10 protein-coding genes and 2 pseudogenes are annotated in these 12,535 nt (G+C 68.7%); 8 read left to right on the top strand and 4 right to left on the bottom strand.

Features of this window, described 5'->3' with window-relative positions:
* Nucleotides 1-176: 176 nt before the first annotated feature.
* Genes JF597_RS28810 through JF597_RS28800 form a run of 3 tightly spaced genes read right to left on the bottom strand, consistent with a single transcriptional unit; the run spans nucleotide 177 to nucleotide 3,234 of the window.
* Complete coding sequence (locus JF597_RS28810) at nucleotides 177-1,040, bottom strand: hypothetical protein (RefSeq protein ID WP_294002178.1); 864 nt, start codon at nucleotides 1,038-1,040, stop codon at nucleotides 177-179.
* On the bottom strand, nucleotides 1,037-3,034 hold the full coding sequence (locus tag JF597_RS28805) for an MMPL family transporter (RefSeq protein ID WP_294002176.1): 1,998 nt from the start codon (nucleotides 3,032-3,034) through the stop codon (nucleotides 1,037-1,039). The genes JF597_RS28810 and JF597_RS28805 overlap by 4 nt, the downstream gene beginning before the upstream one ends.
* On the bottom strand, nucleotides 3,031-3,234 hold the full coding sequence (locus JF597_RS28800; protein ID WP_294002174.1) for a hypothetical protein: 204 nt from the start codon (nucleotides 3,232-3,234) through the stop codon (nucleotides 3,031-3,033). The genes JF597_RS28805 and JF597_RS28800 overlap by 4 nt, the downstream gene beginning before the upstream one ends.
* Before the next feature lie 108 nt (nucleotides 3,235-3,342).
* Here JF597_RS28800 and JF597_RS28795 point away from each other — a divergent pair.
* A pseudogene (locus JF597_RS28795) lies at nucleotides 3,343-3,495 on the top strand (IS701 family transposase); the annotation flags it as partial.
* Nucleotides 3,496-3,716: 221 nt separating this feature from the next.
* Here JF597_RS28795 and JF597_RS28790 read toward each other — a convergent pair.
* Nucleotides 3,717-4,928: an MFS transporter gene (locus tag JF597_RS28790; protein WP_294002172.1), complete on the bottom strand. Its 1,212-nt coding sequence runs from the start codon at nucleotides 4,926-4,928 to the stop codon at nucleotides 3,717-3,719.
* A gap of 95 nt (nucleotides 4,929-5,023) precedes the next feature.
* Between JF597_RS28790 and JF597_RS28785 the strand changes: the two are divergent.
* From JF597_RS28785 to JF597_RS28755, 7 genes and pseudogenes are all read left to right on the top strand, one after another.
* Nucleotides 5,024-5,298: pseudogene (locus tag JF597_RS28785) on the top strand (MarR family transcriptional regulator); the annotation flags it as partial.
* 340 nt (nucleotides 5,299-5,638) lie between these two features.
* Nucleotides 5,639-6,571 (top strand): UTP--glucose-1-phosphate uridylyltransferase, encoded by a 933-nt coding sequence (locus JF597_RS28780; RefSeq protein ID WP_294002170.1) that lies wholly within the window; start codon nucleotides 5,639-5,641, stop codon nucleotides 6,569-6,571.
* A 33-nt stretch (nucleotides 6,572-6,604) separates the two neighbouring features.
* Entirely contained in the window at nucleotides 6,605-7,390 is a 786-nt protein-coding gene (locus JF597_RS28775) for an SDR family oxidoreductase (RefSeq protein ID WP_294002168.1), read from the top strand.
* A gap of 63 nt (nucleotides 7,391-7,453) precedes the next feature.
* Nucleotides 7,454-9,133 (top strand): FAD-binding protein, encoded by a 1,680-nt coding sequence (locus tag JF597_RS28770; RefSeq protein ID WP_294002166.1) that lies wholly within the window; start codon nucleotides 7,454-7,456, stop codon nucleotides 9,131-9,133.
* Between the two features lie 124 nt (nucleotides 9,134-9,257).
* The gene (wecB, locus tag JF597_RS28765; protein ID WP_294002165.1) at nucleotides 9,258-10,454 is read left to right on the top strand and encodes a non-hydrolyzing UDP-N-acetylglucosamine 2-epimerase; all 1,197 of its coding nucleotides are present in this window, start codon (nucleotides 9,258-9,260) and stop codon (nucleotides 10,452-10,454) included.
* A gap of 14 nt (nucleotides 10,455-10,468) precedes the next feature.
* A complete protein-coding gene (locus JF597_RS28760) occupies nucleotides 10,469-11,224 on the top strand; it encodes a hypothetical protein (RefSeq protein ID WP_294002163.1) in 756 nt (251 codons plus the stop codon).
* Nucleotides 11,225-11,244: 20 nt separating this feature from the next.
* Nucleotides 11,245-12,471, top strand: coding sequence for a VCBS repeat-containing protein (locus JF597_RS28755; protein WP_294002162.1), 1,227 nt, complete (start codon nucleotides 11,245-11,247; stop codon nucleotides 12,469-12,471).
* Nucleotides 12,472-12,535: the final 64 nt, after the last annotated feature.

Raw genomic sequence — 12,535 nt, 5'->3', positions numbered from 1 at the left:
CTCACTCTGTGACGCGCCCATGGCGGTTGTGCACTGCCGGGGGTTCCCTGCTGACGCGCGTGGCTGGGGGTCAGCCGGTGAAGACGCATCCAACAAGGACGAGGACCCCAGCACAGGCATGGTGTACCGGGGAGGTGCGCCTCGAAGTGGAGTCGCCACCCGTGGGCCCGACCACGTCAGCCCCTCGTTGTCCCAGTGAGAGAGCTGGCCGAGGCCGGCTCTGTGCCCTCGAAGGGTTCCTGGACGTCGGGGCGCTTGATCACGAGGTAGGCAATCAGGGCCACGAAGAGGATAAATCCACCCAAGGCGACCGGCCCTGCTCCGAGATCGACACCACCGCCCCCGGTACCGGTGTCGTGGACGGGCTTGTCGAGCCAGTCGGCCACCGAGGCGCCCAGCGGCCGGGTGAGGACGTACGCCGACCAGAAGGCCGCGATCGAGTTGAGGTATCCGCGACGGTGGAGGATCCACGGAACCAGGATGGCGACGCCGAACAACACGCTCGAGCCCAGGAAGCCGACGTGCAGCGGGCCCGCCGTCAGGTCACCCAACGCGGTGCCCATGGCGAAGGTGCACGTCACGGTCCACCAGTAGAACTTCTGCCGGCGCCGCGTGGTGATGCTGTGAACCGAGAGCGTCCCTTCCGATCGGTACCAGCGCCGGAGCACCAGGGCGGTGGCAGCGGCGTACCCCAGGGTCACCAACAGCACAGGCAGCAACGCCTGGAAGTCACCCCCGGATATGAGGTAGGCCAGGAGGACGGTCACGAGGTCGGCGGCGGCCGTGCCGAAGACGGCGATGCCGGCGACCGTGGTCCAGTAGGGGATCGCCTGGTAGTGGGGCGACCGGAGTTGCCGGCGGAACGCCACGACGAACACGACGAGGATGACGGGTATCAAGTACGGGACACTCGCGAAGGAGTCCGAAACCGCCTCTCCCAGAGCGGTAGTGATCACCTTGACGATCCAGAAGATCGCGGCGATGGCGGGAACCTTGGCGTACGGCGTGTCGTCGTCGCGCGCCTTGCCGGTGGTGGTCACGAATTCTCCCGGGGGAGAGTGACGGTAGACGCGCCGGGCAGCGAGTCACCCTCGGTGTTCAGCCCCGGCAGTCCGGGCTCGGCCACGAAAAGGGGTTCGTCCGGCGGTTCGACGGAGAGGTGGGGCATGGTGCGCTCCAGCCAGGCGGGGAGCCACCAGTTGGCCTTGCCGAAGGCGTGCATGGCCGCGGGGACCAGGATGGTGCGCAGGATGAAGGCGTCCAGGGCGACCGCGGCGGCAAGCCCGATGCCGAACTCGGCGATCACGCGCTGTCCGCCGAAGACGAAGGCGAGGAAGACGCAGACCATGATGGCGGCGGCAGCGGTGATGACCCGGGCGGTCTCCACCTGACCCACCCGCACGGCCCGGGCGTTGTCCTTGGTATGCAGCCATTCCTCGTGCATCCGGCTGACCAGGAACACCTGATAGTCCATGGACAGTCCGAACAGGATGGAGATCATGATCACGGGGATGAACGCGTCCACGGGCCCCGCTTTGCCGAGCCCGAGTGCGTCCGAGCACCAGCCCCACTGGAACATCGCGATCAGGATGCCGAAAGAGGCCCCGGCGGCCAGCAGGTTCATCACCGCGCCGGTGGCCGGGATGAGCAGGCTGCGGAAGGCGAGCATGAGCAGCAGCCCGCCGAGGACGACGATGACCGCGATGAACTCCGGCAGCTTGCTGGTGAGGACGCTGGCGAAGTCATCGAAGATGGCTGTCTGGCCGCCGACGTAGACCTTCAGGGTGGTGCCCTTCTCGGCCGCGGGGATCACGTCGTTGCGCAGGTGGTCGATCAGGTCGATCAGGTCGGAGGTCTGCTTCGCCTGGGGCGAGGTGGTGGGGACGACCTGGACGATGCCCACCGTGGAGCCGGACTGCATGGGCAGGGCGGCCACGCTCGCGACGCCGTCGACGTTCTTCAGCCGGGTGGACAGGTTGGTCAGGGCGGCCTTGTCGGCGGCCGTGGGGGCCTGGGCGACGAGTTGCAGGGGACCGTTGAAGCCGGGGCCGAATCCGTCGGCGAGCAGGTCGTAGGCCTTGCGGGTGGTGCTGGACGACGGGTCGTTGCCCGCGTCCGACGATCCCAGCCGCAGGGAGAACACGGGGATGCTCAGGGCGGCCATCACTACCAGGGCGACCAGGGAGAGGGCCCGGGGACGGCGTTGGACCACAGCGGCCCAGCGGGACCACAGCCCGGATGCGGAGTTCTCGGCCAGGACTTCACCTGCGGCCAGCCGGCGCCGGGCGCGACGGCCCAGTACCCGGGTGCCGAGCAGGGCGAGCAGGGCGGGAAGGAGGGTGACGGCGGCCAGCACGGTCGCCGCGACCGTCAGCGCTCCGGCCACGGCGACACCGTTGAGGAAGTTCACCCGCAGGACGAACATGCCGAGCAGGGCGATGCACACGGTGGCGCCGGCGAACAGCACCGCACGTCCTGAGGTGTTGACCGCCCTGGTCAGGGCTTCGGGTACATTGAGCCCGGACTGCAGGCCCTTGCGGTAGCGGGTGACGATGAACAGGGCGTAGTCGACGCCCACGCCCAGGCCGATGAGGGCGGACAGGGTCGGGGCGATGCTGCCCATGCTGATCGCGTGGCTGAGCAGGCCGGTGGCGAGGATGGCGGTTCCGACGCCGGCGACGGCGGTGAGGATGGGCAACGCCATGGCGATCAGTGAGCCGAAGGCGATGAACAGCACCACGGCGGCCGCGAGCACACCGCCCACCTCGCTGAGGGAGGTGGGCGCCTGTTCGGTGCCCTCGATCGCCTGGCCGCCCAGTTCGACCTGCAGACCGTCGGTCCTGGCCGCCTTGGCGGTGTCGATCACCCGCTGGATGTCGGAGTCGGCGAGTTCCTGACCGGCCTTGGCGAAGTTCACCTGGGCGTAGGCGGTACGGCCGTCCGTGCTGATCTGGGCCGCACCCTGCCGGCCGTAGGGGCTGGTGACGCCGGTGACCTCGGGCAGCTTGGAGATCTTGTCCAGGGTGGTGGTCATCCGCGGGCGATGTCGGCCCGCCCCGACCGGAGCCGTTCGAGCTGGTCCTCGGGGGTGCCGACGATCGCTCGGGCCGGTCGCGGCGGAGCGGTGTCGTTGTACGACCTGACCAGCCGGTCCAGCAGCGAGGCGTCGCACCCCGGACCGGTCACCGTCAGCACGGCGTGCCGTTCGGCCGCCCGCCGCACGCGCGAGGTCATGTCGGCCACCCTGCACAGGACGGCAGGCAGACGCTGCGCGACCTGACGCGGTGTGGAGACGGGTTCGGCCACGTTGATCATCGGTGTGTGAAGACAAACGATCATGCGGTGGTCGCAGGTCACAGCGTAGACCCTGCCTGCTGGCAGGAGGCGTTCGAGGGCCTGATGAGCCGGATAGCGGGACACTTCACACGGGTCGAATCCCGACGCCGGGCCCGGAAGTTGGTACTCGGCCTGTTGTCGGACCTGCCGCGCAAGAACTGAAAGAGCATGGAGCCTTCACGCAGCGGATTCCCTTTCGGGCCTTGCTGGACACCGGATGTGTCTTGTTATCAGGGCCGAGTGAATCCAAGGGGCTTGACATCGGGGTTGCCTGCCGGAGACAGCAAGCGTCGCGCCGAGGCCCACGAACTGGATGACCACGGCCTCCGGGCCGAACAGTGTCGACGAGGTCGGTAGCGGCCCTTCGGCATCCTGGATGGTCAGTGACGGACACCGGCCTGATGTTCGGCCGGAGTGCCGCCGCTCGCGACGACGGCACCGGGGGCGTGTCCGTGGCGTTCGAGGACTGTCGAGACAAGGGCGAGAAACAGAGCGGCCAGGGTCATGAGGGCGCCGACCCAGTTGGGGGCGGTGTAACCGAGGCCGGCCGCAATGACGAGGCCGCCGAGCCAGGCGGAGAGGGCGTTGCCGAGGTTGAATGCGCCGATGTTCACGGCCGAGGCCAGCGTCGGGGCACCGCTCGCCTGGTCGAGGACGCGTTTCTGGAGCGGTGGCACGGTGGCGAAGCCAAGGGCTCCGATCAAGACGATCGTGACGGCGGCAAGAGCCTTGTGATGTGCAGTGAGCGTGAAGAGCGCGAGCACGATGGCCAGGCCGCCGAGGGAGACGTACAGGATGGGCATCAGGGCGCGGTCGGCGAAGCGGCCGCCGACGAGGTTGCCGCCGACCATGCCGAGCCCGAAGAGGACCAGCAGCCACGTCACCGAACCGTCGGCGAAACCGGCAACGTGGGTCATCATCGGCGCGATGTAGGTGACGGCCGCGAAGACGCCGCCGAAGCCAAGGACGGTCATCGCCATGGCGAGCAGGACCTGGGCGTTCTTGAACGCGGCCAGCTCATGGCGCAGGTGCACGCCCTCCGGCCTGGGCATCTCGGGCACCAGCACGGCCACACCGAGGAGCCCGATCACTCCGAGCCCGGCGACTACGCCGAAGGTGGCCCGCCAGCCGGCGTGCTGCCCGACAAGGGTTCCCAGGGGCACGCCGACCACGTTGGCGACCGTGAGGCCGCTGAACATCATCGCTATGGCACCCGCCTTCCTGTCCGAGGCGACCAGGTCGGAAGCGACGACCGAGCCGATGCCGAAGAAGGCGCCGTGGGTGAGCGAGGCGACCACACGGCCGATCAGCATCACGGCGAAAGTGGGCGCGACGGCGGAAAGCAGGTTTCCGGCGATGAACAGGCCCATGAGCAGCATCAGCATGCGCTTGCGGGAGACCTTGGTGCCGAGCACCGCCATCAGGGGAGCGCCGAACACGACGCCGAGCGCGTAACCGGTCACGAGGAGGCCCGCGGTGGGGATGGAGACCCCGAAGCTGCCGGCGACCTCGGGCAGCAGGCCCGTGATCACGAACTCGGTGGTTCCGATGCCGAAGGCTCCGATCGCGAGTGCCAGGAGCGCGAGAGGCATGAGGGGTACACCTTTCCATTCGATACACGCAAAAGCGCCCAATTGGGCAAGTGTCTTGTCCTTGATTCAGTCGATCCCAGGACGGGCCGACACCCATGGCAGCGACGGACGCCAGGCTCGCCTCCCTCGCCAGGGCTGGTGCGTCCTCTCTTCTGCACGGACGGATCGAGGCTCGCATCGAGCGCGCACTTCAGAAGAGACAGGATCTGGGCGTGCGCGAGTACTCCCTGCAGCAGATCGCCGACGCGCTCGTCCTCGGACAGAGCGCCACCACGCGGCCCGTGACCCGCCTCAAGGGCTGAGGGCTCCTTGAGCGTTACCTGTGCGCCTCACCGGCCGGCGCGGCGTCTGCACGAACGTGACAGACGCGCTGTCGACTTCCCGCGGCGCCATGACTCCAGCCAGACAGGCGCGGCTGGAGCGACGGGTCATGTGTCGCGCCCTTCGACGCGCGCCAGTGCACTCCGCCCTTCCGGTCCCGCCGCACCGCGCCCCGCATCACCCTCCCCGCTGTCCGGGCGTCGGGGCAACCCAGTTTCCGCATCTTCAGTAAGTCCGCGGCGCAACACCCTGTTCATAATTCGAAATCACCAGCTCAGGACGGTACCGGACGACCTGTCAGGCTGGGAAAAGGATGCGAACCGCTGAAGTAGCCCCACGGTTGCCGAACAACTACCGGAAGGAACCGAATCGTAGTTAGGTTCTCCAACATGACCAGTAACCGCCGCATAATGAAAGCGGTCATACCGGCCGCCGGGCTGGGCACGCGGTTCCTTCCGGCAACCAAGGCCGTACCCAAGGAAATGTTGCCGGTGGTGGACAGGCCCGCCATTCAGTACGTGGTCGAAGAAGCCGTGTCGGCCGGCCTCTCTGAAATACTGATGGTGACCGGGCGCAACAAACGCCCGTTGGAGGATCACTTCGACCGCAGCTTCGAGCTTGAGAACGCATTGCAGGAAAAGGGAGACGTCGCAAAGCTCTCTCGGCTGGAATCCCCCTCCTCGGTCGCGAACATCCACTATCTGCGTCAGGGCGATCCCCGAGGGCTGGGCCATGCCGTGCTGCGCGCGGCGTCGTACGTCGGTGACGATCCGTTCGCCGTGCTGCTCGGCGACGATCTGATCGACGCCAGGGACGACCTGCTGACGCGCATGACCGAGGTCCACGAGCGCCATGGCGGGAACGTCCTGGGTCTCATGAAGGTGGGCCCGGACCAGATCTCCCGGTACGGGTGCGCGGCCGTGACCGCGACCGAAGAGGACGATGTGCTGCGCGTGACCGGCCTGGTCGAGAAGCCCTCGCCGGCCCTGGCGCCGAGCAACTTCGCGGTGCTCGGGCGCTATGTGCTGGCGCCGGACGTCTTCGCCGTACTGCGCCGCACGAAGCCGGGGCGTGGCGGGGAGATCCAACTCACCGACGCGCTGGGCGAGATGTGCGAGAACGGGACGACGGGACCGGTGCACGGCGTGGTGTTCTCCGGCCGCCGTTACGACACCGGGGACCCCGGTGACTACCTGCGCGCCGTGGTCCGGCTGGCCTGGGAGCGCGAGGATCTGGGGCCGGGATTCCGGGCATGGCTCGGCGAGTTCGTCGGATCGCGCGTCGGCCTCACAGCCGTGCCGGAGGAGCTGGGTGCCGCGTAGCCGCCCATTGTCGGAACCAGAGAGGAAACTCCGTTGGACCTCCAGCTGTCCGGCACTGTCCACATCGTCACCGGGGCATCGGCCGGGATCGGCGCGGCCACCGCGCAACTTCTCGCCGCGGAAGGCGCCCTGGTCGTCGGTGTCGCGCGCAGTGCGAAGGCCATCGACGTGATCGCCGAGAACGTTTCGTCGGTTTCCGCCGACGTCACCGATCCGGACGCCGCCCGGCGCTTGACGGACGCCGTTCTCGAGCGTCACGGACGCATCGACGGACTGGTGAACAATGCCGGCGGACTCACCTCCCGCCAAGGTTTTCTCGACACCACCGACGCGGACTGGAAAGCCACTTTCGAACTCAACTTCCATTCGGTGGTCCGGTTCACGAGGGCGGTTCTGCCCACGCTCGTCGAGCAGGGTTCGGGGAGCCTGGTGCACATCGCCAGCGAGGCCGCCCGATTCCCGGACGCGCCGCTGCTGGACTACGCGGCGGCCAAGACCGCGCTGCTGTCCGTCTCCAAGTCCCTGTCGGCGGAGTTCGCGCCCCAGGGGGTGCGCTCCAACGTCGTCTCCCCCGGCCCCACCAGGACGGCACTGTTCGACGCCCCGGGCGGCTTCGCAGAGCAACTCGCCGAACGCTACGGGATGTCCCCCGACGACGCGGTCGACCACTTCATCCGCGAAGAGCGCAGGCTGCCCAGCGGGCGCATCGGCCGGCCCGAGGACGTGGCCCGGATCATCGCCTACCTCCTCTCACCCCTGGCCAGCCAGGTGACCGGCGCCGAGTGGGCGGTCGACGGCGGCGCACTGCGCCAGATCTGACCCCTGCCGTCCCGACCCGCTGAATCCGCCTCCCGTCACGCCGAGTCTCTGATTGAGGTGTCCATGACTGCCACCCAGCCCCCAAATCGCCGCTCCGTCCTCACCCGCGGCGCCGCCCTCGCCGGCACTGCCACGGCGGCCGCCACTGGATTGACCGCCGCCACCGCCACCCCCGCCAAGGCCGCGGAGCCAGCCGGGGTCGGCGCACTCATCCGCCCCGACGACCCCCGCTACCCCCTGCTGACCACCGGGAACAACCAGCGGTACGTCGCCGCGCCCGAGTACGTGAAGATGATCCGCTCGACCGCCGACGCCGAACGCGCACTGCGCGTCGCCCACCGGGCCGGCAAGCGGGTCTCCGTACGCAGCGGCGGCCACTGCTTCGCCGCCTTGGTCTGCAACCCTGAGGTCGAGGTCATCCTGGACTTCTCCGAGATGACCGACGTCGGCTACGACCCGGCCAGACGCGCCTTCTACGTCGAGCCCGGCGCGCGCCTGCTCAACGTCTACGAGGCGCTGTACAAGGGCTGGGGCGTGACCGTTCCCGGCGGCATCTGCTACAGCGTCGGCGCGGGCGGTCACATATCCGGCGGCGGTTACGGCCTGCTCTCCCGCGCCCACGGCCTGGTCGTCGACCATCTGTACGCCGTGGAGGTCGTCACCGTCGACGCGCAGGGCAAGGTGCGTACCACTGTCGCCACCCGCGAGGAGAACGACCCGAACCGCGACCTGTGGTGGGCGCACACCGGAGGCGGCGGCGGCAACTTCGGCCTGATCACCCGCTACTGGTTCCGCTCGCCCGACGCTCACGGCGCCGAACCCGGCGACCAGCTGATCTCGCCACCGTCCAAGGTGCTGGTGCATGCCGTGGATCTGCCCTGGGCCGACCTGGACGAGGCGAAGTTCGCCCGGCTGCTGAAGAACTGGGGCACCTGGCACGAGGCCAACAGTGCGCCGGACTCGCCGTACCGGCATCTGTCAAGCCTGTTCAACGTGAGCTCGAAGGCGCACGGCAGTCTGGGCATGTTCACCCAGGTCGACGCCACCGTGCCCGACGCCCGAAAGCTGCTGGACGACTTCTTCGCCGCGATCACGGCCGGCACCGGCCTCACGGCCAAGCCGATGGCGAAGGCGAACGGCGAGATCCCGCACCTGGCGGATCTGGCCGAACCGCGCGAGATGCCCTGGCTGAACGCCACCCGGATGGTCGGCACCAACAATCCGACCATCACCAACCCGACATCCCGGGCCGTGCACAAGTCCGGGTACATGCGGAAGAACTTCAGCGACCAGCAGATCACCGCGCTGTACCGGTACATGACCCGCCCGGACTTCGAGAACCCCGACACCATGCTGGTGCTGTTCTCCTTCGGCTGCCAGGTCAACGCGGTCGGACAGAACGACACGGCCAACGCACAGCGCGACTGCGCCTTCAAGATGACCTTCCAGACGTTCTGGCCCGACGCAGCGGACGACGACTTCTACCTGGAGTGGATCCGCGGTCTGTACGCCGAGTTCTTCGCCGAGACCAAGGGCGTTCCGCTGATCGGCGACCGCACGGACGGCTGCTACATCAACTACTGCGACACGGACATGGCGGACCCGCGCTACAACACCTCGGGCGTCCCCTGGCACACCCTCTACTACAAGGACAACTACCCGCGCCTGCAGCAGGTCAAGAGGCGCTGGGACCCCACGAACTTCTTCCACCACGCCCTCTCCGTCGAGCCCGCCAAGAGCTAGGGCCCGACCGGCGGACAGGCCCAACGGCCCGTCCCGCGAGGCCCGCCGCAGGCGTCGGGCCCGCTTGCCCGAATCAGGGCGTTCGCCGTCGTACATACGCGACACCTCTATCGGGAGACACCTGATGCGATCTGTTGCCGTGGTCCTGGGCACACGCCCGGAGGCCATCAAGTTCGCCCCGGTCATACACGCACTGCGCGACGACCCCCGCTTCGACCCGATCGTCATCTCCACCGGCCAGCACCGGGAGATGCTGGACGAGACCATGCGGGCGTTCGATCTGAGCCCCGACATCGACCTCGGTGTCATGGTCCCCCAGCAGACGCTCTCGCAGACCACTTACCGTGCGCTGCGCGAACTGGAAGCCCGGCTCAGCACCCTGGAGGCGGAGGCCGTGCTGGTGCACGGCGACACCGCCACCACCATGGCCGGCGCTCTGGCCGGCTTCCATCTCCAGATCCCCGTCGTCCATGTAGAGGCTGGGCTGCGCAGCGGCTTTCTCGGGTCCCCCTTCCCCGAGGAGGGCAACCGCCGCATGGTCGCCCAGGTCGCCGCCCTGCATCTGGCTCCCACGCCGGGCAATAAGGCGAACCTGCTCGGCGAGGGCATCGCAGAGGAGACCATCGCCGTCACCGGGAACACCGTCATCGACGCCCTGCAGTGGGCGAGTCATCGTGCGGAGAGCTTCGGTCACCCCGCACTGGCGGACCTGGAGACCGACCCCCGGCGGGTGGTGGTCGCCTCCGCGCACCGCCGGGACGCCTGGCCCCATCTCCCGGAGATCGCCCGGGCGTTCGCCGACATCGCCGATGAGCCCGACACCCGGGTCGTCGTACCGCTGCACCGCAATCCCGCCGTACGGCAGGCGATGCTGCCGCGCATCGGCGACCACCCGAACATCACGATCGTCGACCCGCTGCCCTATCTGAACTTCTGCCGGCTCATGCGGCGCGCGGACCTCATCCTCTCGGACAGCAGCGGCGCCCAGGAGGAAGGCCCCGCCCTGGGCAAGCCGACCCTGGTGATCAGCAATGTCACCGAGCGGTCGGAGGCGGTGGTCGCGGGCACGGCCCGCCTGGTCGGCACCGCGTACGACGGCGTGTACGGCCACACCGTCCGGCTGCTGCGCGACCCGCGAGAGTACGCCCGGATGGCCTCGGCCGCCAATCCGTACGGCGACGGACGTGCGACACAGCGCACGGTCGACGCGATCGCGCACTTCTTCGGCGACGGACCCGCGCCGGAGCCGTTCGTACCGGAAACCGAAGTCGACGGCATCGCCGTCGAGTTGGCCAGGTCCGCGGAGTACGTGCGGACATGACGAACGGAACGCACATGACAGACACCGTGGAACGCACGCTGGACCTGGGCGGCTCCTTCGTCGCCACAACGGTCATCGCCGGCGCCTCGGAACACCACGTCGGCGGCCGCGCGATCGTCGTAAACTGCGCGCCGGGCGATGCCTGGGTCGCGGAGGCCCCAAGGCGCCCGATCCCGCCGCTGACCTCGACGATCGTGACCGACACGACGATCGAGGACGCCGAACTCCTGGTCGTCCTGCGCACGGACGACGAGAAGGCGGAGCGGATCGCCGACATCACGGACGAGCCGGACTGGGCGCTGCTCAGCGAGTTGCTGGGCGACCGGATCGGCGACGGTCCCGGCACCACCGGCGGCCTGCCGTTCGACAAGGGCATCCCGCTGTCGCGGGGCCCGCAGGACACCATCGGCAGGGTCGAGTTCGACCCCGCTCGGGTGCTGCGGGAGCGCCCGGCGGCCGGAACTCCGGACGCCTTCGACGTGCGAGTCAACCTGTGGTTCGCCCCCGCGGGCACCGACTGCTTCATCCACAACCGGCACGACTTCATCGAGGTCCACACACAGGTGGCCGGCCTCGGCCGCATGCAGAAGTTCAGGGAGCAGGACCACACCACGCTCTACCAGGACCTCCCGATGAGCCCCGGCTACACCACCCCGGACCCGTTCTGCACCCTCGGGCCCGACGACACCTACGTCTACCCCTGGCACCAGTACCGCGCCGACACCGACTGCGTCTGGCTGGCCATCGAGTACCACCGCGTCCCGCGGTGACCGTCGAGCGGAGACATGACATGAACGAGATACGGATCCCGCAGTTCACCCCGGAGCTGGTGGCCGACCAACTACGCGACGGCTACTGGCTGGAGGCCCCCGACATCGACGGCGACGGCCGCCCCGACCTGTTCGGCTACGGGCTGCGCCTGGGTGAGATCTACTGGTACCAGAACGACGGCGGATGGACCCGGCGGCTGGCGGCGGACGGCTTCCGGATGCCGGTCGGCGCCGACTTCGCCGACGTCAGCGGCGACGGTTCCCCCGACGTCATCGTCTGCTACGAGCTGTACGGCCCGATCGGCACGATCGTCGACCCCGACCCCGAGGGCGGCAAGATCGCCTGGCTGGAGAACCCCGGCTCGCCCGACAAGGACCCCTCCCGCTGGAAGAAGCACTACGTCGGCCGGGCCACCGGTATGCACCGGCTGCGGGCCGGCCACTTCACCCAGTCCGAACGCCTGGAAATCATCGGCCTGCCGATCGTGGCCGAGGCGGATGTGCACGCGGTGCTGCCGGTGGTGCTGTTCACCCGGCCCGACGACGTGCTTGGCGCCGAGGAATGGCCGATGACGGTCATCGACGACAGCAACTTCCGGATGATCCACGGCGCGGAGAAGAAGCGGGGCCTGATCCCCGGCTCCGACCGGGACTCTCTGCTGCTCGCCTCCGACGAGGGCGTCACCTGGCTGTACTTCGACGCCGAGCGCGGCGAATGGGTGCGTGAACTCGTCGGCACCGGCGAGCTGAGCCAGTTCGAGAAGACCGGCTTCCGGGGCAGCGGCGACCTCAACGCCGGGCGGCTCGGCGACGACCCGATGGCGTACGTTGCCGCGATCGAACCGTTCCACGGCAACACGGTCGCCGTCTACACCAAGGGCGACGGCGACGGCTGGAAGCGGACACTGCTGGACGTGTACGGCGACCCGAACGAGAACGGCGAGGGCCCCGGCCACCAGATCGTGTGCGCCGACTTCGACGGGGACGGCGACGACGAGTTCCTGGTGGCGCTGCGCGGGCCGTGGCCCTGGCAGGGCGTCATGTACTACAAGGCCGTCGACGCGGCCCGAGGCGTCTGGGCGAAGTGGCGGGTGTCCGACGAGTCCGTCGCGCGGATCGCCACGGCCGACTTCAACGGCGACGGCCGGCTGGACTTCGCCACCATCGCGTACTCGGTGCAGAACTACTACGTGGCCAAGGACGCCAAGATCGTGCTCCACCGGAACGAGATCGACCTCGCCGAGTAGGCCCCCTTCCCCCTGGGTCCCGGGGCGGCCGGGCACGGCCGCCCCGAGGCCTTTCCCCCAGAGG

The organism is Streptomyces sp. (assembly GCF_019510245.1).
Taxonomy (GTDB): domain Bacteria; phylum Actinomycetota; class Actinomycetes; order Streptomycetales; family Streptomycetaceae; genus Streptomyces.
The sequence above is the reverse complement of the archived record's forward strand: the minus strand, read 5'-3'. Positions and strand labels throughout refer to the sequence as shown.